Annotated in this window: 17 protein-coding genes; 10 read left to right on the forward strand and 7 right to left on the reverse strand. The window is 65.0% G+C overall.

Features of this window, described 5'->3' with window-relative positions; all coding sequences use genetic code 11:
* Nucleotide 1 precedes the first annotated feature (1 nt).
* Both H8F01_RS05830 and H8F01_RS05835 read left to right on the forward strand, forming a co-directional pair.
* Nucleotides 2-1,069 (forward strand): alpha/beta hydrolase family protein, encoded by a 1,068-nt coding sequence (locus H8F01_RS05830; RefSeq protein ID WP_187058083.1) that lies wholly within the window; start codon nt 2-4, stop codon nt 1,067-1,069.
* 1 nt (nt 1,070) lies between these two features.
* Nucleotides 1,071-1,670, forward strand: coding sequence for a TetR/AcrR family transcriptional regulator (locus H8F01_RS05835; protein WP_187058084.1), 600 nt, complete (start codon nt 1,071-1,073; stop codon nt 1,668-1,670).
* Between the two features lie 86 nt (nt 1,671-1,756).
* Here H8F01_RS05835 and H8F01_RS05840 read toward each other — a convergent pair whose 3' ends face one another.
* Nucleotides 1,757-2,572 (reverse strand): DUF817 domain-containing protein, encoded by an 816-nt coding sequence (locus tag H8F01_RS05840; protein WP_187058085.1) that lies wholly within the window; start codon nt 2,570-2,572, stop codon nt 1,757-1,759.
* 259 nt (nt 2,573-2,831) lie between these two features.
* On the opposite strand from H8F01_RS05840, the gene ettA reads away from it, so the two are divergent.
* The 3 genes from ettA to H8F01_RS05855 all read left to right on the forward strand — a co-directional run bounded on the left by ettA (nt 2,832) and on the right by H8F01_RS05855 (nt 6,523).
* Nucleotides 2,832-4,493 (forward strand): energy-dependent translational throttle protein EttA, encoded by a 1,662-nt coding sequence (ettA, locus tag H8F01_RS05845; RefSeq protein WP_187058086.1) that lies wholly within the window; start codon nt 2,832-2,834, stop codon nt 4,491-4,493.
* Nucleotides 4,494-4,668: 175 nt separating this feature from the next.
* Nucleotides 4,669-5,481: an orotidine-5'-phosphate decarboxylase gene (gene pyrF / locus H8F01_RS05850; RefSeq protein ID WP_187058087.1), complete on the forward strand. Its 813-nt coding sequence runs from the start codon at nt 4,669-4,671 to the stop codon at nt 5,479-5,481.
* A gap of 91 nt (nt 5,482-5,572) precedes the next feature.
* Nucleotides 5,573-6,523 carry an MBL fold metallo-hydrolase gene (locus H8F01_RS05855; RefSeq protein WP_222615727.1) on the forward strand — a complete coding sequence of 317 codons (951 nt, stop codon included), beginning with the start codon at nt 5,573-5,575 and terminating at the stop codon, nt 6,521-6,523.
* Between the two features lie 7 nt (nt 6,524-6,530).
* Here the strand turns inward: H8F01_RS05855 and H8F01_RS05860 are convergent, their stop codons facing one another.
* A complete protein-coding gene (locus H8F01_RS05860; RefSeq protein ID WP_187058088.1) occupies nt 6,531-7,718 on the reverse strand; it encodes an acyltransferase family protein in 1,188 nt (395 codons plus the stop codon).
* Between the two features lie 686 nt (nt 7,719-8,404).
* Here H8F01_RS05860 and H8F01_RS05865 point away from each other — a divergent pair.
* A complete protein-coding gene (locus H8F01_RS05865) occupies nt 8,405-9,601 on the forward strand; it encodes an aspartyl protease family protein (protein ID WP_187058089.1) in 1,197 nt (398 codons plus the stop codon).
* A 171-nt stretch (nt 9,602-9,772) separates the two neighbouring features.
* On the opposite strand, the gene H8F01_RS05870 is transcribed toward H8F01_RS05865, so the two are convergent.
* From H8F01_RS05870 to H8F01_RS05880, 3 genes are all read right to left on the reverse strand, one after another.
* A complete protein-coding gene (locus H8F01_RS05870; protein ID WP_187058090.1) occupies nt 9,773-10,564 on the reverse strand; it encodes an AcvB/VirJ family lysyl-phosphatidylglycerol hydrolase in 792 nt (263 codons plus the stop codon).
* On the reverse strand, nt 10,561-13,125 hold the full coding sequence (gene mprF / locus H8F01_RS05875; protein WP_187058091.1) for a bifunctional lysylphosphatidylglycerol flippase/synthetase MprF: 2,565 nt from the start codon (nt 13,123-13,125) through the stop codon (nt 10,561-10,563). The genes H8F01_RS05870 and mprF overlap by 4 nt, the downstream gene beginning before the upstream one ends.
* Nucleotides 13,126-13,315: 190 nt before the next feature.
* Complete coding sequence (locus tag H8F01_RS05880) at nt 13,316-15,313, reverse strand: OPT family oligopeptide transporter (RefSeq protein ID WP_187058092.1); 1,998 nt, start codon at nt 15,311-15,313, stop codon at nt 13,316-13,318.
* A 735-nt stretch (nt 15,314-16,048) separates the two neighbouring features.
* Between H8F01_RS05880 and H8F01_RS05885 the strand changes: the two genes are divergently transcribed.
* Complete coding sequence (locus tag H8F01_RS05885) at nt 16,049-19,162, forward strand: TonB-dependent receptor (protein WP_238481161.1); 3,114 nt, start codon at nt 16,049-16,051, stop codon at nt 19,160-19,162.
* A gap of 366 nt (nt 19,163-19,528) precedes the next feature.
* Here H8F01_RS05885 and H8F01_RS05890 read toward each other — a convergent pair whose 3' ends face one another.
* Nucleotides 19,529-21,133 carry a tetratricopeptide repeat-containing sulfotransferase family protein gene (locus H8F01_RS05890; protein WP_187058094.1) on the reverse strand — a complete coding sequence of 535 codons (1,605 nt, stop codon included), beginning with the start codon at nt 21,131-21,133 and terminating at the stop codon, nt 19,529-19,531.
* 94 nt (nt 21,134-21,227) lie between these two features.
* A complete protein-coding gene (gene def / locus H8F01_RS05895) occupies nt 21,228-21,767 on the reverse strand; it encodes a peptide deformylase (protein WP_187058095.1) in 540 nt (179 codons plus the stop codon).
* Between the two features lie 305 nt (nt 21,768-22,072).
* On the opposite strand from def, the gene H8F01_RS05900 reads away from it, so the two are divergent.
* The 3 genes from H8F01_RS05900 to H8F01_RS05910 all read left to right on the forward strand — a co-directional run bounded on the left by H8F01_RS05900 (nt 22,073) and on the right by H8F01_RS05910 (nt 25,125).
* A complete protein-coding gene (locus tag H8F01_RS05900; protein ID WP_187058096.1) occupies nt 22,073-24,148 on the forward strand; it encodes a carbon starvation CstA family protein in 2,076 nt (691 codons plus the stop codon).
* A gap of 10 nt (nt 24,149-24,158) precedes the next feature.
* Nucleotides 24,159-24,353, forward strand: a complete 195-nt coding sequence (locus tag H8F01_RS05905; RefSeq protein ID WP_187058097.1) for a YbdD/YjiX family protein — start codon at nt 24,159-24,161, stop codon at nt 24,351-24,353.
* Nucleotides 24,354-24,600: 247 nt separating this feature from the next.
* Nucleotides 24,601-25,125 carry a DUF2127 domain-containing protein gene (locus H8F01_RS05910; RefSeq protein WP_187058098.1) on the forward strand — a complete coding sequence of 175 codons (525 nt, stop codon included), beginning with the start codon at nt 24,601-24,603 and terminating at the stop codon, nt 25,123-25,125.
* Nucleotides 25,126-25,160: the final 35 nt, after the last annotated feature.

Consider the following 25,160-nt stretch of genomic DNA (forward strand, 5'->3'; position numbering starts at 1 on the left):
CATGCCGATCGTGCCTTCGCTGTACCGGTTCGCCCTGTTCCTCGTGCTGTTGATGCCCCTGCCCCTGCTGGCCACCGAGGTGACCGGGGTCGGCATCGCAGGCATCCGCATTCCCGACCCGGTCAGCGGCCGGGACACGGAAGGCGACGTGTTCTATCCCTCGTCCCAGCCGGTTCACGGCACCACGGCGCTGGGGCCGTACAACGTGGCGGCGACGCCAGACGCACCCGCCCTGCCCGGCGCCTGGCCGCTGGTGGTCATTTCCCATGGCAATGGCGGCAGCGACCTGGGCCACCATGACCTGGCCGCCTATCTGGCCAGCCACGGTTTCGTGGTGGCCACACTCAACCACCTGGGCGACTACTTCCGCGACACCAGCAAGGTCGGTCAGATCGAAGTGCTGGCGGGGCGTCCCATCCAGGTGCAGTCCACCATCACCACCGTGCTGGCCGACCCTCGATGGAAGGCGCTGATCGACCCGGATCGCATCGGCGTTGCAGGTTTCTCCGCCGGTGGCTACACCGCGCTGATGCTGGCGGGCGCCCATCCGCAATTCGACCGCTTCATCGCATTCTGCAACCGTTACCCGCAGAACAAGGACGTGTGCGGGCACCGTGCCGATTTCGAGGCCAACGCCGCCAAGCAAGGCAAGACGCTGGAGCAGATGCTCAACGACATGCAGGGGCAACTTGGCCGCTACGGCGATACGGCCGATCCGCGCGTCAAGGCCATCTTCGTCATGGCGCCGCTCAGCCTGGTCTTCGGCGAGCACGGCTTCGACCACGTGCGCATTCCGGTGTACCTGTACTACGGCCAGAACGACCGGGTGCTGCCGCCCGAAGCCAACGCCAAACACATCCAGCCGCTGATCAAGACGCTGGCCGGCGTGAAGGAAGTGCCACACGCCGATCACTGGGTGTTCCTGCCGCCCTGCTCGGCCCAGTTGCAGAAGGAAATTCCGCCGATGTGCGTCGACCCCGCCGGCGTGGACCGCGCGAAAGTGCATGCGCAGATCGACGCCGACGCGCTGGCGTTTTTCCGCAAGGCGCTGGACGTAAAGGACCACTGACATGCCCCGTGCCCTGAGCGAGCAGGAAACCGAAGCCTTCCGCGAACGGCTATGCGACGCCGCCGCACGGCTATACGTGGACGAAGGCCCGGGCGCCGTCACGCTGCGGCGACTGGCCGGCGAACTGGGCGTGGGCACCATGACGCCCTACCGCTACTTCGACAACAAGGAAGACATCATCACGGCCGTGCGCACGCGCGGCCTGAACCGGTTTTCCGAGGCACTGGAGCGCGCACTCGATACGCCGGGCGATGGCCGCACCCGCAGCCGTGCCGTGCGCGATGCCTATATCGCCTTTGCCCGCGGCAACACCGCCACCTACCGGCTGATGTTCGAATACCCCGAAACCCGGCGTGATGACCCCGCTTACCGGCAGGCCCACGAACGCATGTGGCGCACCATCGCCGCGCATGTGGAAGTGATGATCGCCGAAGGCACGGTGGAGGCCGACGCGCCCATCCTCGGCCACCAGATCTGGGCTGCCTTGCACGGCGCCGTGATGCTGGAAATCGCCGGCATGCTGCCCGAGGGCTTCGATGCCGCGTCGCTGCACACGCGCACCGTCAGTGCGTTGTTCGACACCGCGCGACCGACGGTCTGACCCGCTCTTTTGCAGGAGCGCACTTGTGCGCGACGAGCCCGGGCGGCAGTGGTGACGCAACCACGCGGTCGCGCACAAGTGCGCTCCTACAGGGAAGAGCGTCGGCGGCGCGCCACGGCGGACACCAGCACATAGCTGATCACCATCAGCAGCAACCAGGCGCCGAGTTTGCCCAGCGGCACCATCGCCCATCCGTTCCGTTGCGTGGGATAGCGCCAGGCCGCCGCGAACGTGCCCAGGTTCTCGGCGATCCAGATGAAGGACGCCACCAGCACGAAGCCGAGCAACAGCGGCATGCGACGGTACGTGCGGCGGATGCGGAACAACACCCACGTCCGCCCGAACAACGCCGCCAGCGCGACAAACAGCAGCCAGCGCAGATCCGGCAGAAAGTGGTGCGTGAAGAAGTTCACGTAGATCGCCAGCGCCAGCCATGCGGTGGCACGGAACGGCGGATGCCGGATGAAGCGGAAGCGGAACAGCCGCCACGCCCGGGCGATATAGCTGCCGATGGCGCCGTACATGAAGCCGGTGAACAGCGGCACCCCGCCTAGGCGCAGCAGGGATGGCTCCGGATAGACCCACGAGCCCATGGCGGTCTTGAATACCTCCATGGCCGTGCCGACCAGGTGGAAGCACAAGATCACCGTGACTTCATCGCGCGTCTCCAGGCCCAGTGCGACCAGCAACACCTGCAACGCCACCGCGGCCAGCACCAGGAAGTCGTAGCGCGCCAGCGCCCCATGGGGCGGATACCAACACCAGGTGGCCAGCAGCAACGCCAGCATGCCGGTGCCGAACAGGCAGGCCCGCGCCTGTTTCACGCCAAAGCAGGCCAGTTCATGCAAGGCCACGGCCCAGTCGCCCTTTTCCCGGGCCCACCCCGCCACCATCTCATCCATGGCGACCAGGGCATGCCGCCTCGTCGCCCAAACCGCGCCTGCCGTGCCCACCTGGTGTCACTCCCCCGGGAAATGGGCAGGTTGGCCGCGGCAACCGCCAGCCCGGTGACAGCACATGGCGAGGCCCGGGCAAGACCGTTGCAGGGCCCGGGCAACGTCACCGGATGGCCCCCAACAACCGCTATAATGAGTGGTTTACACCCACTCTGATCGCACCGCCTGCCCCTTGGCCGGCGCCGCGTACGCCGCCGGAGGCTCCATGCAGTACATCTACACCATGAACGGGGTCAGCAAGATCGTTCCCCCGAAGCGCCACATCATCAAGGACATCTCGCTGAGCTTCTTCCCCGGCGCCAAGATCGGCCTGCTGGGCGTGAACGGCGCGGGCAAGTCCACGGTGCTGCGCATCATGGCCGGCGTCGACAAGGACTTCCAGGGCGAAGCCCGTCCGCAGCCGGGCATCAAGGTCGGCTACCTGGCGCAGGAGCCGCAGCTCGATCCGGAAAAGACCGTTCGTGAATCCGTCGAGGAAGGCGTCTCCGTCATCCTGGATGCGCAGAAGCGCCTGGAAGAGGTCTATGCCGCCTACGGCGAAGAAGGCGCCGACTTCGACAAGCTCGCTGCCGAACAGCAGGAGCTGGAAAACATCCTGGCCGTGAACGATGCGCACGCACTGGAGCGCCAGCTGGAAGTGGCGGCCGACGCACTGCGCCTGCCGCCGTGGGATGCCAAGATCGGTCCGCTGTCCGGTGGTGAGAAGCGCCGCGTGGCGCTGTGCCGCCTGCTGCTGTCCAAGCCGGACATGCTGCTGCTGGACGAACCGACCAACCATCTGGACGCGGAATCCGTGGATTGGCTGGAGCAGTTCCTGCAGAACTACCAGGGCACCGTGGTGGCCGTCACCCATGACCGCTACTTCCTCGACAACGCCGCCGAGTGGATCCTCGAACTCGACCGCGGCCGCGGCATTCCGTGGAAGGGCAACTACACCGAATGGCTGGAGCAGAAGGACGCCCGCCTCAAGCAGGAAGCCTCGCAGGAGAAGTCCCGCCAGAAGGCCATCGAGAAGGAACTGGAGTGGGTGCGCTCCGCTGCCAAGGGCCGTCAGTCCAAGGGCAAGGCACGTCTCAACCGCTTCGAGGAACTGAACTCGGTCGAGTACCAGCGCCGCAACGAAACCAATGAAATCTTCATTCCGCCGGGCGAGCGCCTGGGCCAGGAAGTGATCGAGTTCAAGAACGTCAACAAGGCGTTCGGCGACCGCGTACTGATCGAAGACCTGTCGTTCAAGATTCCGCCGGGCGCCATCGTCGGCGTGATCGGCCCGAACGGTGCGGGTAAATCCACGTTCATGAAGATGATCATGGGCAAGGAACAGCCGGACTCGGGCGAAGTGAAGCTGGGCCACACGGTCAAGCTGGCCTACGTCGACCAGTCGCGCGACGCGCTCGATCCGAAGAACAACGTGTGGCAGGAAGTGTCCGGCGGTTCGGACATCCTCACCATCGGCAACTTCGAGATCCAGTCGCGCGCCTACATCGGCCGCTTCAACTTCAAGGGCACCGACCAGCAGAAGATCGTCGGCCAGCTGTCCGGTGGTGAGCGTGGCCGCCTGCACATGGCCAAGACCCTGCTGCAGGGTGGCAACGTGCTGCTGCTCGACGAACCGTCCAACGACCTGGACGTGGAAACCCTGCGCGCCCTCGAAGACGCGTTGCTCGAGTTCCCGGGCTGCGCCGTGGTGATCTCGCATGACCGCTGGTTCCTCGACCGTATCGCCACGCACATCATCGCGTTCGAAGGCGACTCGCACGTGGAATTCTTCCCGGGCAACTACAACGAGTACGAAGCGGACAAGAAGCGTCGTCTCGGCGACGAGGCTGCCAAGCCGCATCGCGTGAAGTACAAGAAGCTGGCGTAAGAGCGCGCTCTACTCCCTCTCCCCTCCGGGGAGAGGGCTGGGGTGAGGGGTCACGCTGGCCCCTGTCCCCCAAAAGAACCACTGCACAATGGAAGGACATCGCAAGATTGTCCCCTCACCCTACCCTCTCCCCGGAGGGGAGAGGGAACAGAAGACCGAGGCAAGGAAACAGACCATGCACTTCATGCAATCCCTGCAACAGGCATGGGCTGACCACGACTCCCTCGTCTGCGTCGGCCTCGATCCGGAACCTGCAAAGTTCCCCGCGCACTTCAAGGGCCGCGCGGATGCCGTGTTCGAATTCTGCCGCGACATCGTCGATGCCACCGCCGACCTCGTCTGCACGTACAAGCCGCAGATTGCCCATTTCGCCGCGCTGCGCGCGGAAGATGCGCTGGAGCGTTTGATCGCGCATATCCACGAAAAGCATCCCGGCGTGCCGGTGATCCTGGACGCCAAGCGCGGCGACATCGGCAGCACGGCGCAGCATTACGTCAGCGAAGCCTTCGACCGCTTCAAGGCGGATGCGGTCACGCTGAACCCGTACATGGGCCGTGACTCGGCACAACCTTTCCTCGACCGTGCCGACAAGGGCGTGATCCTGCTGTGCCGGACGTCCAACCCGGGTGGCGCCGATTTCCAGGCGCTCGACTGCGGCGGCGAACCGCTCTACGTACGCGTAGCCGAAACCATTGCGCGCAACTGGAACACCCATGGCAACTGCGCGCTGGTCACCGGCGCCACCTGGCCGGAAGAACTGGGCAAGGTGCGTTCCGTGGTGGGTGACGTGCCGCTGCTGGTGCCGGGCATCGGCGCGCAGGGTGGCGACGTGGAAGCCGTGCTCAAGCATGGCCGCACCGCCAACGGCACCGGCCTGATGATCAGCTCCTCGCGCGCCATCCTTTACGCCGGCAACGGCGAGGACTTCGCCCAGGCCGCACGCAAGGCCGCCATCGAACTGCGCGACGCGATCAACGCCTGTCGTTGATCGTCATGCACGGCATCCCGGCCAACCCGGGGTGACGTGGCCTTTCCGTGCATTAGGCTTGGGCTACTGATATCTCCGCCTGGAGAGCCTCATGGTCATGCCTCCCCGTTTCTCGCGTCGCCGCCTCCTGCAGGCCACAGGACTCGCCCTCGCGGCGGGTGCACTGTCGCCGTGGCGCGTTCGCGCGAATGCGTCGCCCCGCTCCCGCCTGATCCTGCTCGGCACCGCCGGCGGACCGACGCCCAAGGCGGACCGTGCCGCGCCGGCCAGCGCCATCGTGGTGGATGGCGTGACCTACGTAATCGATTGCGGCAATGGCGTGGCGCGCCAGATGGTGAAGGCCGGGCTGGACCTCGGCTCCATCCGCGATGTCTTCATCACCCACCAGCACTCCGACCACACGGCGGACTACGGCAACCTGCTGTGGCTGGCGTGGTCCGGGCCGCTGCATACGCCGGTGGATACCTGGGGACCGCCGCCGCTGGCCGAGATGACGCGGCTGTTCCTGGCCATGAACGACAACGATATCCGCACCCGCATGGCCGATGAAGGCCGCCCGCCACTGGCACCCTTGATCCGCCCGCACGAACTCAACGGCCCGGGGCTGGTCATGCAGGATGCGCGTGTCAAGGTCACGGCCGCGCTGGTGCAGCATCCGCCGGTGGAACCGGCTTTCGCCTATCGCTTCGACTGTCCGGATCGCAGCATCGTGTTTTCCGGCGATACCCGTCCGTCGGAGAATCTCGTTGCGCTCGCGCGTGGCGCCGATGTGCTGGTGCACGAAGTGATGTACCTGCCCGCGCTCGACACATTGATCGCGACCGAACCCAACGCCACGCGTCTGCGCGAACATCTGCTGGCCAGCCATACCACGACCGAACAGGTCGGCCGTATTGCCACCGAAGCCGGCGTAAAGACCCTGGTGCTCAACCACTTCGTACCGGGCGGCAACCCTCCGGTACCGGAGGAGACGTGGCGCGACGCCGTCGCGCCCCACTTCAAGGGGCGCATCATCGTGGGCCGGGACCTGATGGAGATCTAGACGTCCATCACGCCGGCACGGCGGAGGCTACCGGCATGGGCAGCATGCGCGCGCGCAGGCGCTGCTCCGCCGGCACCGAGATATAGCGCTCCACGGCCTTGCCCAGCAACCAGCACAGCGGCAGTGCCGGCAGGTACCACAGGTAACCGTGCGCCAAATCGCTGCCCATCGCCTTGTACAGGCGAACGATCGCCGTCACCACGAACATGTGGGTGAGGTAAATCTCGTAACTCAGGCGGCCCCAGGAACGCAGCCAGCCCAGCCCGCGCCATGGCGCGCGACCGGCGGGCGCCCAGTAACTTGCCAGCACCAGGCACAACGCAGAAGCCGTGAGCAGCAGCATGTAGCCGTTGTGCATCGTCTGCCACAGCAGCTTGCCCTCGAACATCACCAGATAGAGTCCGGTGGCACCGGCCACGCCCAGTGCGGACGCCACGCCGCGCGGCACGGTTTTCCAGCGCTGCGCGAGCAAGGCGCCCAGCACGCCCGTGGCGATGGCGGCCATGCCCGGCAGATAGGCCTTCTCCTGCCAGATGTCATTGTCCGCCAGCGCCGCGCGTGTCCACGGCAACGATATCGCCAGCGTGATCAGCATGGGCGCCAGCACCCAGGTGCGGCGCGTGAGCAGGCAGACGATGGGGAAGCCAAGGTAGAACACCTCCTCGATCGACAGCGACCACAGCACGTCCCAGCCGCCGGGCAGGTAGCCCGTCATGCCTTCGTACCAGTTCAGGTGAAAACCCAGCGCGGCGACGATGGCGCGCGGCAGCGACTGCCCTTGCCGTTCGATAACGTAGTCCTGCACGCCCAGCAGATGCAGCGCGCTGAGCACGGCGACCAGCAGCAACAGGCAGGGCGCGATGCGGGAGAACCTTCGTGCGTAGAACGCGCGCAGGTCGATGTTCGCCAGCGAACCGCTGCGACGCAATGCGTTGCTGGTGATCAGGAAGCCGGAGATGACGAAGAAGATGAACACGGCTTCGTAGCCGTTGAAGTTGAGCGCGTTGAGCAGCTTCAACGGCAGGAAATCGATCAGCTCCGTCTGGCGCAGACGGATGCGCAGGCCAATGTGGTGAAGCACCACCAGCAGGATCGACAACCCGCGCAGCAGGTCGATGCCGGCATTTCTCCGGCCATCGCCAACGGAGCCATCACCCGAACTGCTCCAGCCGGACAACCCGAATCTGGACGGCATGCTTGAAGGCTTAGTCATCTGGGAAACCAAGAAGTCTCTGATTGAAGACGGCCATGGCCTGCCAGCTAATACCGGAACTTCCAAACCGGCAGGAACGGCGCAGACATGGAACGAAAACGGATGACATATACGGCCGTGCTACTGGCATGCACGGCATGCAGTGCCGCGTGGTCGCAGACGACGATGCGGGACACAAAGGCCACCGCCAACCCGTCCGCTGCAGCGCCCTACGCTGCGCCTACGCCGACAAGCCGGATTGGCAAGGCCATCGGCGGAGCCTTCAACGCCGCCGCCGCAAGCTCCGCATCAGTTGCAAACGACGGCCGCGACCTCCACGCCACCGCGCCCGTCTGTTCAGATGCCCCCACACCCAACGCACGCTCCTGCAGGGACCTCCCCAACGCCACGGATAAGCACGGAATCCCCGTACAAAACAGCGCACAGGGTAACAGCGAACTCCGTTGGTGATCGCCAAGGATTGCCATGACCCACGCCGGCAGACTCGCCTAGCCACCATCGTGATGCGATGTAAAGCGGGCATGCGCTGCCTGGGAGTGCGCCGCTGAGTAGTCGAGCCCCTGTCTTCCGACTTGCACGCCCGGTGCAGATCGTCCGTGGCAATCCAAACAGGGTGATGAGCCGCCCTCTCTTCAAGCCGAACACGCCTTACGCAAGGAACGCACGATATGAAAAAGAAGAACCTGCCCTTCACGCTGTCGGTGATCACCGCGCTATTGACGGCCTGCACACCGGCGCAGCAGGACCAGCAGGCCACGCCACCCAAGGCAACCGACGAGCCACTGCTGACCACGGCACTGCGCCCGTATGCGCAACCACTGGTGCCCGTGACCATCGACGGCAAGACCTATCACTTCATACTGGATACCGGGGCGCCGTACACGTTCATCGATACGCGTACAGCCGCCGCCCTGACCAAAGCCATGCCGGACGCGGAGGTTCCCGAGTACTTCCGCCACTACATTGGCGGGCTCGGCACGCTGGGCAACGACCTGGACATCCACCAGATGACGTACTGGCAGCCCAGGCCGTTGCTCATTGGCCGCCAGCCTGTCGCAAACAGCGTGCCCTGGGTCGGCATGGATCTCTCGGCGTTCGACCAGTCCTACGGGACGCACGTCGATGGCCTCCTCGGGGCCACCGCCTTCCGGCAGCTCAACTGGAGCACCGACAACCTGACCGGGACGCTGACCATCGATGCCTTGCCGCCTTCCACGGCGGGCTACGAGCGCTGCGCTCCCTACGAGGATGCCTTCGGGGCAGGCCCCGACCTGACCATCCAGCTGGCCAATGGCAACGGCGGTCCGATGCGGATCGACACCGGTGCCAGTTACGACAGCATCTCGGCCGATACGCTACGCGTGCTCGGCGAGCAGGGAGCGAACGTCGAGAAGATCGGCCAGGCTACGCGGCTGGCCGCGAGCGGACCTTACGACGCCAACGTCTACCTGGTCGGCGGCCTGCAGTTCGGCGACACGCCCATCGGCAAGCTGAAGGTGTACGAAAGCAGCGGTGCCAACAACCTGGGCATGAGTTTCCTTTCCCGCTTCGACAAGTACGTCTTCATACCCAGCGAGATGTTGTTCTGCTACACCACCCGTCAGCTCGGCCGCGATGACCAGCGTCCAGTCCGCCAGCTCGAGCTGAGCGCAGAGCAGGGGCATCTCGTCATCGGCACCGCCAACCGTTCTCCCGAAGGCCTGGCCAGCGGGCTGCAGGTGGATGACGTGCTGCTCACCGTCAACGGCAACGCCGTCAAGGCGATCGATATCGAAGCCATCCGCCATCAGCTCGCGGATGCGCCATCGGGCTCGCTGACCCTGGGCATTGAACGCCATGGCGAAGCGATGATCATCAAGCTCTGAATACATGCCGCCGGCCGGCGGCGGATCAGTGGCTTCGAGCGCACACCGTCGCCCCGCCAGGAGGGGCGACAAGCGGTGGATGGAGAACCTGTTGCCTGACGAGGTGCTGTTGTAGCCTCCGGCCGGATCGCCTTTCGTGGCGATCCGCCGTGCTTTTCCCGCGATTCGCCGTTACGGCGACGTGCTCGCCGGCAAGTCGTGGATCATCTGCTGCGCCAGGCCTTCGTAGTTGTAGTCGAAGTGGTGGTCGCCGGTCTTTTCATAGACCTTCACCCACGACGGCAACTTGGGGTCGGCGCAGATCGTGTCCGCCTTGTCCTGGATACCGTAGTAGCACACCAGCGGCGGCTGGCCGTTGAGTGCCTGGAGCGGTGGCATGGCGTCGTAATGCTTCACCGGATTCAGCCACTGGAAGAAATCCTGCGTCCAGGTTTTCCACTTGCCCTCGCGCGCCGAGATATAGCCTTCCATCTCGATCTCGAAGTTCACGTCCTGGCTGGGTGAAAGCAGCACGATCTGCGCGATGCGCGCGCGACCTTCCGGGCTGAGCTTGCCGACCACGGTGGGCAGCACGTCGGCACCGAAGGAGAACCCGATGAGCCAGATGCGCTTCTTGCCGTTCTGCGCCAGCGTGCGCGTGATCAGCGCATCGAGGTCTGCTGCCGAATCCTCCGCGCTCTTTTCGCGCCAGTAGTACTGCAGCAGGCTCACGCCCTCCACCGGGATGCCGTGCGAGGCGATGATCTTGCCCAGCGACTGGTCCAGGTCGCGCCAGCCGCCGTCACCCGAATAAAAGATCGCCACCACGTCCTGGCGCCCGGCCAGCGGCGTGACGCCCTGCTGCGCCGGCACCTGCACCAGCGATTCGTCCATGCTGGCGTGATGCCACGGATGCCAGGCCAGCAGGCCCGCGCAGGCGGCAAACACCAGAACCCAACCGGTCCACTTCCAGAGTCGTTTCAACGGCGCACCATGCCTGACAGCCCACCCGAGATAAGGCTCGCCACATTGGCGAATACCAGCGGAAGCGCGATGCCGTTGGGCACCGCCAGATAACGAGGTTCCCACACGGGATCGAATTTGTCCTTGTACTTGTGCAGCCCGCGGAAGTTGTAGAACCGCTCGCCACGACCGAACAGCATGGCCCCCAGGCGGCTCCACAACGGCGCACTGCGCCGGTTCTGCAGGCCGGAGAACGGTGCCATGCCCAGATTGAACCAGCGGTAACCTTCCTGCTTGGACCACTGCATGAGGCTGATGAAGAGGAAGTCCATGACGCCGGCCGTGCCATCGGGAAGATGGCGCATCAGGTCCAGCGAGGCCTCTTCCTTGTTGTCGGTCAGGAACAGGTTGGCGAACGCCACCAGCTGCTCGCCCTGGTACACCAGCGCCATCGGCGTGCGCTCCAGGTAGCGCGGCTCGAACGTGCCCAGCGAGAAGCCCTTCTCGCGCACGCCCTTGTCGCGCATCCAGGCGTCCGAAATCTTCTTCAGCTGCGGCATAAGGCCGGCCACGGCATCGGCGGGCACGATCTCCATGCGCATGCCGTCGCGGGTGAGCTTGTTGATGGTGTTGCGCAGTACCTTCTTGGACTTGCCGTCGAGGTTGAAGCCGGACAGGTCCACGCGCGCTTCCTCGCCGATCTTGAGGAAGTTCATGCCCACTTCCAGGTACAGGTCCAGGTCGTCCTGGCGTACCTGGTAGAACAGCGGCCAGCCACCGGCGCGTTCGCACTGGTCGCGGAAGGTCCACACCAGTTCGCGGCGCGCATCTTCGTCTTCGCCCACCGGATCGCCCATGGCCACCCAGCTGCGGCCTTCCACGTCGTACATGATGAAGGCGCGGTTGTCGGCATCGAACAGCAGCGTCTTGTCGCCCATCAGCGCCAGGTGCGCCTGCGCGGAGTTGTAGTTCTTGATCAGCGGCAACGCGCGCTGCAGGTCGTCCTCGCCGGGCAGGCTCAGATTCGGACGCGCCGGACGCACCAGGCTGGCCAGTGCAAACAGCAGGCCCGCCGCCGCGGCGCCTACCAGCGCGCGCAACGCACGCGGGGCACCGCCGTGATAGAAGCTGAATTCCCACCACAGGTTGTTGCTGTATTCGACGTGCTTGTAGCTGAAGCCGACCAGCCAGCCGGCGCACACCAGCACCGCGACGATGGCGATGATCCAGCCCCAGGAAAAGCTCGCGCTGAACATGGAGGCGCGGCGGTAGAACAACTTGTGCGCCGGTGCGAGGGCCAGCGCCAGCAGCGAAAGCAGGGTCGCTTCTTCGTAGTCGATGCCCTTGAGCAGCGACAGCACCGCGCCCAGCACCAGCAGCACCAGGGTGAGCACATAAGCCGCATCAAGGCGTCGCTGCAGGCCGCGCGCCAGGATCAGCAGCATCATGCCGACCACGCTGGACAGGAAGTGCGACACCTCCAGCACGGCCAGCGGCAGCACGTCACGCAGAATCGCCATGCGCGCCGGCAGCGCCGAGGTGGCGCCGGAGAACAGCAGCACCGCGCCCGACACCATGGTCAGGCCGGCGAAGAACGGCGGCAGCAGCGCGGTGAACCAGGGCGCCAGCTGGGTCTTCTGGCGCAGGCCACGCGCTTCGCGCCACAGCACCACCACCGTGGCGGCGAACAGCGGCAGGAAGTAGTAGATGAGTCGATAGGCCGCCAGCGCACCGAGGATGGGCGCTTCCAGCCCCTGGTTACCTTCGGCGCCGAAGCCCGCCAGCATCACCGCCTCGAACACGCCCAGGCCACCGGGCACATGGCTGATCAGGCCGGCGATCTGCGCCAGCACGAAGATGGCGAGGAAATGACCAAAGCCCGTGTCCACCTGGTTGGGCATCAGCAGGTAAAGCACGTAGGCGGCAAGACCCCAGTCCACCGCGCCCACCAGCACCTGGCGCAGAGCCACCAGCGTGCCCGGCAGGCTGACGCGCCAGCGCCAGATCCGCAATGGACGTCCAAGCAGGCGACTGCCGGCGATCCACAGCAGGGGAATCAGCGCGAGCACAGCGCCGACAGGAATGCGCAAGCCAGACAGCGGCAACGATGCCGGTACCGGCACCAGCAGCAGGGTGAATCCGGTCAGCGCGCTCAGGCCCAGCCAGAAACTGAGCGTGGTGTAGACCACCACCTTGGCCACTTCCGCGGTGGAAAGGCCGGCCTGGATATAGAAGCGGTAACGGATGGAACCGGAGATCAGCAGCGCCATGCCCAGCGCATTGCTGAAGGCATAGCTGATGAAGGAAATCAGGCTGACCTGCGCCCCCGGCAGATGCTTGCCGATGTATTTAAGGCCGAACCAGTCGTACAGGATCATCACCCCGTAGCTGCCCGCCGTGAGCAGCACGGCCAGCGCGAGGCGGTAGTTCTCCAGACCGTGGACGTAGCGGGCCACCTCGCGGTAGCTGACTTCGCTGGCAAGGTGGTGCAACGCCCACAGCGCCAGGCACAGCATGGCCACCGAAAGCAGCGGACCGGCAAGCCTGCGCAACCGGGCCATCAGGCCAGGCCGGGCGTGCATGTCACCGGAAATCGGGGCCTCCGCCCCTGTCTGCTCCACCACGCGTTTACCGCCTCCACATGACCGTCGCGCAACGCTGTCGCTGCGACCGTCTAGGATAGCCGGTCAACGTGCTGTCCTGTTCGATCGTCGCATGCAGGCATGACATTTGGTCGCGCCCCCTTCAGGTGGGGGCGCGAACCGGGATGCCTCAGGACTTGTTGCCCAGGCGATTGGCCATCCGGCTGATCCAGCGGTACATGAAGAACACGATGGCGGCGAAGGCGATGCCACCGGTCCACTGGGCGTAATCAGCGAAGCTCTCCCCAACCAGCGCCAGCGGCGCGGCCTTGCCCGAGAAGCCGACGATGAAGGCGATGACCACGCCGATCACGCTCTCGCCCACGATCAGGCCCGAGGCGAGCAGCACGCCCAGCTGCTTGGTGCTCTCCGGCCGGGCCGAACGGTCGGCGCGACGGTCGAAGTACCAGCCAACCACCGAACCCACCACCACCATCAGCGTGCTGACGGTGGGCAGGTAGATGCCCAGGCCCACGGCCAGCGGCGGGATGCGCACGCTCTTGGTGGTGCGCGCGAGGATCTCGTCGATGACGATGATGGCCACACCGATCCAGATGCCCGTGATGATCAGGCTCCAGTCGATGTTGTTGGTGATCACGCCCTGCGCCAGCGCGGAGATCAGGCCGGCCTGCGGCGCCGGCAGCGCATGCGCGCCTGCACCGGCCACGCCGACGAAACCGTAGGCCTTGTTGAGCAGGTCCAGCACCGGCGGAATCACCGCGGCGCCGGCAATCACGCCGATCACCAGTGCCACCTGCTGGCGCCACGGCGTGGCGTCGACCAGCTGGCCGGTCTTCAGATCCTGCAGGTTGTTGTTGGCGATGGCCGCCACGGTGAACACCACCGAGGTGATGAACAGCGCGAACGCCACCAGCGCCTTGCCCTCTTCCGGACCCACGTGCGGCTTCACGAACGCCACCAGCAGCAGCGCGGCAGCGATCACCACCAGGATGCCCACGCCCGACAGCGGGCTGTTGGACGAACCGATCAGGCCGGCCATGTAGCCGCACACGGTGGACACGAAGAAGCCCATCAGCACCACGAAGGCCACGCCGCCGATGGCGAGCACGCCCACGTGGTCACCCAGACCGCTGGTGGTGCCGAAATAGCCGAGCAGCCAGCCGATCGGCACGAAGCAGGCCAGCGTGATCACGCCCACGATGCCGATCGGGATGTCGCGCTCGGTGCGCGGCAGCGAGTCGGCCTTGCCGGCCTTGCGCACGCGCGAGGCGGCCATGGCGGAGGTAAGGCCGCTGATCACCGGCTTCACCAGCTTGGCCAGCGTCCAGATGGCCGATACGCCGATGGCGCCGGCACCCACGAAGCGCACCTTGTGGCTCCAGGTCGCGTTGGCCAGCACATCCACCGACGAGGACAGGTCGCCCAGCACCGAGTAATGCGGCACGCCCCAGCCCCAGCCGATCACCGCACCGATGAGCATGGCGATACCGACGGAAATGCCCACGAGGTGGCCGATGGCGAACAGCGCGAAGGAAAGGTTGAAGTCGAAGCCGCTGACCGCGCCCTTGTCGTTCACGCGGAAGTTGCGCACGAAGTCCGAGGCGAACACCTGGGTGGCGACCACTACGGCGAACAGCGCCGACACGATGGAGCCCCAGAGCACCGCGAGCAGGCCGGCACGGCCCTCTTCCACGCTGTTGGCATCCGCGTCGTCGCCGGCACCCACCTTCAGTACTTCGGCGCAGGCCAGGCCTTCCGGATACGGCAGGTCGGTATCAGTGACCAGCGCGCGGCGCAGCGGGATGGAATACATCACGCCCAGGATGCCGCCCAGCGCGCACACCGCGAAGGAGGTCCAGAACGGAAAGTCGGCCCACCAGCCGATCATGATCATGCCTGGCAGCACGAAGATGATCGAGGACAACGTGCCCGCCGCCGAAGCGATGGTCTGCACGATGTTGTTTTCCTGGATGGTGGAATCCTTGAACCCGCGCAGCAGGGCCATGGAAATCACCGCCGCCGGAATCGAGGTGGCGAAGGTCAGGCCGGCCTTGAGGCCGAAGAAGACGTTGGCGGCCGTGAACACCACCGTGATGATGACGCCCAGGATCAGACCGCGGACGGTCAGCTCTTTGCGCGATTCGGTTTGGGAAAGATGGCCGCTCACGAAAGTCGTCCCGTCATGTGTCTGCTCCCCTGTGGCCGCCCGGGCGGCACGGATACGTCAAACCCGCCGGACGGCGGGCCAGCGCGTAGGGTTGCCGGATTCTCGGGGATTGGCAACGGGTTGACGAATGGCGCCAGCACTGCGTCAGAGCACCATCCGGCGGGCACCCAGCGGCGCACGCGCAGCGCTACTGCACACTCTGGCGCTACCGCGCTGGCGTCATCCGGGCAAACCGGAAACCGATGCCGATCCCAATCCTGACGACAACTCGCGGCATGTGCCGGATACACGCCCGCACGTCGGGGCAAGGATCCCCTTGAAGGCATCGCCGGGCGCGCATGAGTGCTTCCTGCCCAGGCACCCGGGGAAATAAATCCAGAACTCGTCTCAGGCCCGGAGACACGCTTCGCAAGAATGCGAGCAAGGGTATTAGCCCTACTTTTAAATGAAAACAATACGTTAAAAACTACTTCAGACCTGATCCAAACGTCAGCGCGACGTCAGCAATAACTTGCTGATTATTCGTAAATAATTGTGGTTTACATGTCAGGCGCAAGACACTTATGGTCGAACGATCTGATGGCCTGCATGTCCCGCGGCATTGCACCGCCGGTCCTGGCCATCGGAACTGGGGAGCAAGACCGTCGATCGCATTGATCTTCTAACGGGGAGAGGTACATCGTGAGTGTTAAAAAAATGTCTCCGGCATCTCGCATGCCGGCGCGACGGACGGCTTTGGCCGTCGCTATCGCCATGGGTTTCGGTGTTTCGGGCTACGTGCACGCACAGTCCACCACCGGCACGATTTCGGGCCAGGTGCCCGTAGCCGCTGGGGAGTCGGTTCATATCGTGGGTGGTTCGGGTTTTGACCGCACCGTGCCGGTCGACAAGTCCGGCCGTTACAGCATCACCTTGCCGATCGGCAAATACGATGTATCGCTGGTCCGCGATGGCCAGACCATCCAGACCAAGCAGGGCGTCACCGCGCTGGCCGCCAGCGCCGTGGCTGTGGACTTCGCTTCGGGCGAAGGCTCCAGCAACGCCAAGAATCTCTCCGGCGTGACCGTGGTGGCCAACGCCATCCCGGCGATCGACGTCAGCTCGACCACGCAAAGCACCGTCATCACGCAGGAACAGCTCAAGCAGCTGCCGCTGGCGCGCAACAGCGCCGCCATCGCCCTGCTCGCCCCGGGCGTGGTGCCTGGCGCCACCGCTGACGGCACCGGCCCCACCGGCGAACCGCTGGTGTCCTTCGGTGGCTCCACCGTGGTGGAGAACGCGTACTACATCAACGGTTTCAACACCTCCGACCCGATCTCCAACTCGGGCGGCATCAGCCTGCCGTACGGCGCCATCGCCCAGCAGGAAACGCTCACCAACGGTTACGGTCCGGAATACGGCCGCTCCACCGGCGGCGTGATCAGCCAGCTGGGTGCCAGCGGCACCAACCAGTGGAAATTCGGCGGTGCCGTGTTCTGGCAGCCGGAGGACCTGCAGGGCACGCCGGGCAACACGTACTTCAGCAACCCGAACGTCACGCCTGCACTGGCCGCTTCCAACTCGGCCTATGCCAACCGCACGCCGGGCAACCTGTACGACTACCGCAATGACAACACCGCATGGAACACGGTGTATGACGTCTACCTCGGTGGCCCGCTGATCAAGGACAAGCTGTTCTTCTTCGTGGCTGCCGAAGCCGCGCGCAGCGCCACGGAAACCGTGAGCCGCAATGTCGGCGCGCCGCACGAGTACCACAACAACTTCAAGGATCCGAAGTACTACGCCAAGATCGACTGGAACATCACCGACAGCAACATCCTGTCGATCACCGGCGCGAAGAACACCCACGAGTTTTACGGCGACACCTACGCCTACGACTACAGCACCAAGAAGGCCGGCGCCTTCAACGCTTACCAGCAGTCGACCAAGGACACCTTCAACCTGGGTGTCGCCAACTTCACCTCGTACATCACCGACGACCTCACGTTGAACGCGATGTACGGCAAGATGAAGGGCACGTATGCCTCGTCGCAGCCGGGCGCATCGTCCAACCCGGAGATCCTTGATTCGGGGGATCAGAACCCGGCGTACTGCCCGACGGCCAACTGCACCAACGATCAGATCACCAACTATTCGAACAACCCGAACCATCAGTCGATGGAAACCAACACGCGCCTCAGCCTGACCTACAAGCTGGGCGACCACACGCTGAAGGCGGGTATCGACAACCAGACCTCGAAGGACATCGAGGACGGCAGCATTCCCAACGGTCCGGGCTATTACTGGGACTATGGCTATATGGATCCGGGCAACCCGGTCCTTGGCACCGACCCCAACGTGAGCCCCTACGTGGCGCCCTCACCCAATGGCTACTACGTGCAGAAGGGCATCTACATCACCACGGCCACGGTACGCGTGTCGCAGCGTGCGCAGTACATCAGCGACGACTGGCAGGTCACGCCGAACCTGCTGCTGAAGCTCGGCCTGCGCAACGACCAGTTCACCAACTACAACCCCGACAGCGAACCCTATGTGCGCCTGACCAAGCCGCAGTGGGCGCCGCGCCTGGGCTTCAGCTGGGACATCATGGGCGACTCCAGCATGAAGCTATTCGGCAATGCCGGCCGCTACTATCTGGCGCTGCCGACCGGCGTGGCTCTGCGTGAGGCCTCCGCCTCCACGTACACCGGCCAGTACTACACCTATACCGGCATCGATGCGAACGGCATCCCGACCGGCCTGACCCCGCTGCAGTCGTATGGCCTCACCCAGGGTCTCGGCGTGCCCGTGTCGGGCAACTACGAGTACGGTCAGCCGCTCGATCCGAAGACGGTCTCGTCAACGAACCTGAAGGCGTCCTATCAGGACTCCTACGTGCTGGGCTTCCAGCATCAGTTCAGCGAGTTCTGGGCCTATGGCGTGACCGGTACCTGGTCGAAGATGAACAACATCATCGACGACACGGCCGAAGGTCCCTACGCCATCTGCGCGGCCGCGCTCGCGCAGAACCCGGGCCTGGCCAACCAGCAGCCGGTGAATGCGCAGGCGGCCTCCATGGCCAACTGCGGCAACCTGCTCAACGTCAACGGCAGCATCCTGATCAATCCGGGCAAGACCAACACCTACAAGATCACCAACGTCAACGGCGGCTATGCGTATGCGTCGGTCTCGCCGGCTGATATGGGCTTCCCGCAGGCTTACCGCCACTACTACTCGCTCGAGATGTATCTGGAGCACGTGTGGGACGGCAAGTGGCGCGCCAAGTTCGACTACGTGTGGTCCAAGAGCTACGGCACCACCGAGGGCCCGGTGCAGTCGAACATTGGTCAGGCATCCACCTCGCAGTCGGCCACCGAACAGTGGGACTTCGGCCAGCTGATGCAGTACGCCAACAGCGTGCAGCCCAATTCGCGCAAGCATGTGTTCAAGGCCTACGGCACCTATCAGTTCCTGCCGGAGTGGTCGCTGAGCGGCGTGGTGACGCTGGCTTCGGGCGCGCCCAAGACCTGCCTTGGCCTGTATGGCACGGACGAGACGGATCCCGTTGCTTATGGCAACTCCTACCACTGGTGTGGTGGCCAGCCGACGCCGATCGGCACCACGGGCTATACGCCGTGGCTGCACACGATCGATCTGGCCCTGGAATATCGTCCGGAGTGGGCGCAGAAGAAGCTGGCGTTCCAGCTGCAGGTGCGCAACCTGCTCAACGAGCAGAAGGAAACCGCGGCGTATCCGTCCTACGGCGCCACGGGCGCTCCCAACGTGTCCTACGGTGCGCCGTACGTGGCCGGTTACACCACGGTGGAATCCCCGCGCGTGGTGCAGCTCGGCGTGACGTACGACTGGTAAGTGAGGGTGATGGTCGGAGTGGCCGCGTTTGGCCACTCCGAGTGAACAGAAGCCGCCGGTTATCCGGCGGCTTTTTTTGTTGATGTCGCTGATCTGGCACGGCGCTTGTGATCTAGTGGCGGCCGGCCACCTCCACTTCTTCGCACCGCAACGACAAACCTCACCGTCATCCCCGCGAAGGCGGGAGGCGCTCTTCAACAGCCGAAGGGCTGGTCATCCAGCGACTTTCGTTCTCGCCAACCGTTTCAAAAGGCAAAGGCACTGGATCCCCGCCTTCGCGGGGATGACGGTGAGGGAGGCTGCAACGGTGAGGGAGGCTGCAACGATGAGGGAAGCGATGTTGCTTGGGGAATCTGGCTGGATGGCCTAGAGCACGCCGGCCACGTGCAACCTTGCACGCAACGGCGCGAGCTGTGCTTCGTAATGCGCCAACCGCGAATTGTTCTTCTGCAAAGGCTGACGCACCTGCGCCGCACTCGCCGTACTGAGCACGGTACGCGACGTGCTGTGGAAGTCGAGGCACGCAGGGTCAAAGGCCAGTCCACAGAAGTCCAGCAAGCGACGGATGCGTGCTTCCGGCTCGGCCACCAGCGCTTCGTACGAATGCTCCAGCACCTGTCCCGGAAAACGCCGCTGCCAGAAATCACACAGGCGCACGTAGTCGGTGTAGTAGCTCGCCATCTCGTCGAGGTCGTAACTGAAGTACGAGCCCGTGCTGAACAACTGGCGATAGCACGCAAAGCAGGTTTCCACTGCATCACGCTGGCAGTTGATCACGCTCGCACCGGGCAGCATGGCCAGCGCCGCGCCAAGGTATTGCCAGTTGAGCATGTTCTTGTCGGTGAAGCGCGGCCGCACCTGGCGCCAGCGCGCCGTGCGCTCCAGGTATTGGCGCCCCAGGCGCGCCCAGTCATCCGCCGTGGCGGTGGATGCCCATTGCGTAAACGGCATGCCACGTCGCTGCGATTCCGCGTCGATGATCTGCGGCAGATCGGTGATTTCGTCAGCGCCTTCGACCTGCGGGTGCGACGCAAGGATCTGCTCGGTCAGCGTGGAACCCGAGCGCGGCAGGCTGACGATGAAGATGACCTCCTGCCCCAGCGTGGCATCGACCGGCGCGGGTGAGGGCTGGGCGAACGCTGCCATGATGGCATCGACATGACGCCGCTCCGCCGCGGCATCCCAGTGCAACGAGCGGCGCTTGAGCGTATTGGCTTCGCGCAGCACGTCAAAGGACGCTGCGTAGTCCGCGCGATCTTCCAGTGCCTTGGCCAGCGCGAAGCCGATGGCGACGCGCGCATCGCCCGCCACCTCCGGCTTGCGGAACAGGCGCTGCAGCTGCGCGGTGTCCTGTTCGCTGAAGGGTTCGGTCTTGAGGTTGGCCAGGGCGTGCCAGGCCACGTGGTTCTCCGGCTGCCGGCGCAGCACCTCGCGATAGTTGGCCACGGCCGCCGGAATCTGGCCCAGGCTCACCTGCGTATCGGCCAGGCTGTTGCGCGCGAGCACATGCGCAGGGTCGATCTGCAGCACGCGCTCGAACGCACGGCAGGCTTCCTCGCGGCGCATCTGCACCTTGAACGCCTTGCCCAGGTTGAACCATGCCGGCGGCATGCCGGGCGCCAGCTCGCATGCACGCTGGAACGAAGCCAGCGCCGATGCCGCATCGCCGCGCTCGAATTGCGCGATGCCCTGATACATCAGAGTGGCGGCGTCATCCGGGCGAAGGCGCAGCGATTCGTTGAACGCCCTGATCGCGGCGTCATGCTTCCCGCGCATCTGCGCTGCCACGCCCAGCAGCATGTGGCCCTCGGCGCTGTCCGGCGCCATGGCCAGAAGGCTGGTCAAGGCACGCTCGGCAGACTCCGGCTGGCCATGCGCCAGCGCACCGCCCGCCTCCTGCAGGAAGCGGCGCGCCGCTGGCGACAAACCCGCCGCGCGATCCACCGGCGAGGGGGCCTGCTTTGCCGTCATGCGTGTGCCTTCGGAATGAGTGTGCGGAGGATGAAACTATAGGGGACGTCGCGCCCGGCGGCACCGCCGTTTGCTCGTGCACCCGGCGAAGCGCTTACTCGTCCGCGCCCGGGTCCATCCCCGGGAACAGCACTTCGGTGTAACCGAACTTGCTGAAGTCGGTGATCCGCGACGGGTACAGCCGGCCGATCAGGTGATCGCACTCGTGCTGCACCACGCGGGCATGGAATCCTTCCGCGGTGCGGTCGATGGGCGTTCCCTTCGGGTCCACGCCCTGATAGCGGATCAACGTGTAGCGGTTCACCGCGCCGCGCAGGCCCGGCACCGACAGACAGCCTTCCCAGCCCTCCTCCATGTCCTGCGACAGCGGCGTGATCACCGGGTTGAGCAGGATGGTGCGCGGCACGGCCGGGGCATCCGGATAGCGCTCGGAGCTGTCGAAGCCGAAGATCACCAGCTGCAGGTCCACGCCGATCTGCGGCGCGGCCAGGCCGACGCCACCGGCATCGTGCATGGTGTCGAACATGTCGGCAATCAGTGCCTCCAGTTCGGCGCTGCCGATCATCGCGTCGGGTACCGGCGGCGCCACGCGCAGCAGGCGCGGGTCGCCCATCTTCAGGATGTCGCGGATCATTGGAAACCTCGTCGGAACGGAGCCGTACCGGGGCGGGGAACCCCGCGGGCAAGTCGGCAGATGGGCGACTTATACCAGCAATACCGGCAGATCACCGGTTAAGCGGTGTGAGGATTCCATCAGTCGGCGTGCCCGGTTCGCGCCGCCATGCCCCGGTGTTCGACTGACCGCTGACGCTGCACTGCGGCACGACGGCGGGCTCATGCCCATTCGACCAATGGCTAATGCATGTGGGCTCATAATGGCGTTGACCCCCGGCCTGCCCGGGACGACCCTTGCGGGTGACCCTCCAGGAGCCAACGCGAATGTCTACGGTCGTCGTCAAACCAAGTCCCGCAGGAAAGATCCTCTGGGCCGCCATCGCCATTGTCGGCGCCTGGTGCCTGGGCGTGGTCGCGCTACGCCGTGGCGAACCCATCAACGCGATCTGGCTGGTGGCTGCCGCCATCGCGGTGTTCGTCATCGGCTATCGCTTCTACAGCAAGTTCATCAACGACAAGGTGCTGTGCATGGACCCGAGCCGGGCCACGCCAGCCGTGTTGCGCAATGACGGCCTGGATTACGTGCCCACCGACAAGTGGGTGGTGTTCGGCCACCACTTCGCCGCCATCGCCGGTGCCGGTCCGCTGGTGGGCCCCGTGCTTGCGGCGCAGATGGGTTACCTGCCCGGCACGCTGTGGATCCTGTTCGGCGTGGTGTTTGCCGGCGCCGTGCAGGACTTCATGATCCTCGGCCTTTCGGTCCGCCGCGACGGCCGCTCGCTGGGCAACATGTTGCGCGACGAACTCGGCCCGGTCGCCGGCGTGGTCGCCATGTTCGGCGTGCTGGTGCTGATGATGATCGTGCTGGCCGTGCTGGCACTGGTGGTGGTCAAGGCGCTGACGCACAGCCCCTGGGGCACGTTCACCGTGGCGGCGACCATCCCGATTGCGCTGCTGATGGGCATCTACCTGCGCTGGCTGCGCCCGGGCAAGATCCTGGAAGTGTCGATCATCGGCCTGGTGCTGCTGCTCGCCTCGATCTGGTTCGGCTCGCACGTGGCCGCGTCGCCGACCTGGTCCGTCGTGTTCGACTTCGACGCCAAGTCGCTGGCCTGGCTGCTGATCGGCTACGGCTTCTGCGCCTCGGTGCTGCCGGTGTGGCTGCTTCTCGCACCACGCGACTACCTCAGCACCTTCCTGAAGATCGGCACCATCCTGTTGCTGGCACTGGCCATCTTCCTGGCCGCGCCGACCCTGCAGATGGCGGCCGTCACCAAGTTCATCGACGGCACCGGCCCGGTGTTCCAGGGCAACCTGTTCCCGTTCCTGTTCATCACCATCGCCTGCGGCGCGGTGTCGGGCTGGCACTCGATCATCGCCTCGGGCACCACGCCCAAGCTGATCGCCAATGAAGGCGAGGCACGGATGATCGGCTACGGCGGCATGCTGATGGAGGCCTTCGTCGCCATCATGGCGCTGGTGGCCGCCGCATCGCTGCATCCGGGCGTGTACTTCGCGATGAATTCGCCGGCCGCGCTGATCGGCACCACCGCGCAGGACGCCGCCACGGCCATCAGCCAGTGGGGCTTCGTGGTGTCGCCGGACGAACTGCTCAACACCGCCCGGGACATCGGCGAGAAGAGCATCCTCAGCCGCGCCGGCGGTGCGCCGACGCTGGCCGTGGGCATGGCCCAGCTGCTTCATCGCATCATTCCCGGCGAAGGCATGATGGCGTTCTGGTATCACTACGCCATCCTGTTCGAAGCGCTGTTCATCCTCACCACGGTGGATGCCGGCACGCGCGTGGGCCGCTTCATGATCCAGGAGATCGCCGGCCTCATCCACAAACCGCTGCAGCACACCGAATCGTGGACAGGCAACCTGCTGGCCACGGCCATCTGCGTGGGCCTGTGGGGTTACTTCCTGTATCAGGGCGCGGTGGATCCGCTGGGCGGCATCAACACCCTGTGGCCCTTGTTCGGCATCGCCAACCAGATGCTGGCAGCCGTGGCGCTGATGCTGGCCACCGTGGTGACGGTGAAGCTCAAGCGCGAACGCTACGTGCTCGTGCCCGGCATCCCGGCGATCTGGCTGGTGATCTGCACGCTCACCGCCGGCTGGGAAAAGCTGGTCGGGCCGATCAGCTTCACCGCCGCCGCGCAGAAATACGCGCAGGCAGCCGCGGACGGCAAGATGCTGGCGCCGGCCAAGACCGTGGAGGAAATGCAGCGCATCGTCACCAACAACTACGTGGATGCCGCGCTGACGGGCATCTTCATGTTGCTGATTCTTGCCATGCTGGGCTTTGCCATCCGCGCCATCGTCAAGGCCTGGGGTATCAACCATCCCACCGCCCACGAAGAGCCGTACGTGGCGCTGGGTACCGTGACCACCCGCTGAGGGTCAGACCATGAAAGCGAAGCTTGCGGCAATCAGGCATTGGGCGGTACAGACCGCCCGGCTCTGCTGCGGCGTCCCTGATTACGACGTGTACGTGAAGCACCTGCGCGACCACCATCCGGATCGCCCGGTGCCCAGCTACAAGGAGTTCTTCAGGGAACGGCAGATTGCCCGGTACAAGGGGACTGGGGGGCGGTGTTGCTGAGGTGGCTGCGAAACCGGAAGCCCTCGGCAAACCTGCGTCGTCCATCTTCCCTCACCGTCATCCCCGCCTTCGCGGGGATGACGGTGAGGGGTCATGAAGGTAACAAGGCGAATACCGCGCACCACGCAAGGCCATGCCCCGGGCATGGCCTTGTTGTTTGTGAACCGGCCCACATGCCTTAGGCTTCGGTTCCCCAGGGCTTCATCATGCCGCGGCCATGATGGCCTCTTGTGATCCACGACTCCCCATGAGCGAACACCACCACCATCCCCATCTGCAGCCCACCTCGGAGATCGAAGCGCAGCACAGCCTCGGCCTTCGCATCATCGCCATCTACAAGGCGGTGAAAACGGTGTGCCTGATCCTGGTGGCCGCCTTCGCCTTCCACCTGGACCGCGAGCAGAACTTCGAGAAACTGGTGCACTGGCTGGAGCACCTGTCGCTGACCGACAGCAACGGCCTGCGCTGGAAACTGGTGGAGCTGCTGCAGTCACTGGGGCCCAGCAAGTTCGTCGCCATCGGCCTGGTGGCGCTGGGCTACGCCGCCATCTTCGCCACCGAAGGCACCGGCCTGTGGCTACGCAAGCACTGGGCGGAATGGTTCACGGTGATCGCCACCGGCTCGCTGATCCCGCTGGAGCTGTACGAAACGGTGCACAAGTTTTCCTGGCTGAAGCTGGGCGCACTGCTCGCCAACATCGCCATCGTGGTTTATCTGGTGCGCATCGCGATGCAGCCGCATCCGCACAAGCCGAAGAAGAGCGACCCGTAACGCCCTTGTAGGAGCGCACTTGTGCGCGACCGCAG

This window comes from Dyella telluris (assembly GCF_014297575.1).
Taxonomy (GTDB): domain Bacteria; phylum Pseudomonadota; class Gammaproteobacteria; order Xanthomonadales; family Rhodanobacteraceae; genus Dyella; species Dyella telluris.

Coding starts and splice junctions, on each gene's coding strand:
- H8F01_RS05830 (WP_187058083.1), top strand. CDS start 2: ATGCCGATCGTGCCTTCGCTGTACCGGTTCGCCCTGTTCCTCGTGCTG.
- H8F01_RS05835 (WP_187058084.1), top strand. CDS start 1,071: ATGCCCCGTGCCCTGAGCGAGCAGGAAACCGAAGCCTTCCGCGAACGG.
- H8F01_RS05840 (WP_187058085.1), bottom strand. CDS start 2,572: ATGGATGAGATGGTGGCGGGGTGGGCCCGGGAAAAGGGCGACTGGGCC.
- ettA (WP_187058086.1), top strand. CDS start 2,832: ATGCAGTACATCTACACCATGAACGGGGTCAGCAAGATCGTTCCCCCG.
- pyrF (WP_187058087.1), top strand. CDS start 4,669: ATGCACTTCATGCAATCCCTGCAACAGGCATGGGCTGACCACGACTCC.
- H8F01_RS05855 (WP_222615727.1), top strand. CDS start 5,573: ATGGTCATGCCTCCCCGTTTCTCGCGTCGCCGCCTCCTGCAGGCCACA.
- H8F01_RS05860 (WP_187058088.1), bottom strand. CDS start 7,718: ATGCCGTCCAGATTCGGGTTGTCCGGCTGGAGCAGTTCGGGTGATGGC.
- H8F01_RS05865 (WP_187058089.1), top strand. CDS start 8,405: ATGAAAAAGAAGAACCTGCCCTTCACGCTGTCGGTGATCACCGCGCTA.
- mprF (WP_187058091.1), bottom strand. CDS start 13,125: ATGCACGCCCGGCCTGGCCTGATGGCCCGGTTGCGCAGGCTTGCCGGT.
- H8F01_RS05890 (WP_187058094.1), bottom strand. CDS start 21,133: ATGACGGCAAAGCAGGCCCCCTCGCCGGTGGATCGCGCGGCGGGTTTG.
- def (WP_187058095.1), bottom strand. CDS start 21,767: ATGATCCGCGACATCCTGAAGATGGGCGACCCGCGCCTGCTGCGCGTG.
- H8F01_RS05900 (WP_187058096.1), top strand. CDS start 22,073: ATGTCTACGGTCGTCGTCAAACCAAGTCCCGCAGGAAAGATCCTCTGG.
- H8F01_RS05905 (WP_187058097.1), top strand. CDS start 24,159: ATGAAAGCGAAGCTTGCGGCAATCAGGCATTGGGCGGTACAGACCGCC.
- H8F01_RS05910 (WP_187058098.1), top strand. CDS start 24,601: ATGAGCGAACACCACCACCATCCCCATCTGCAGCCCACCTCGGAGATC.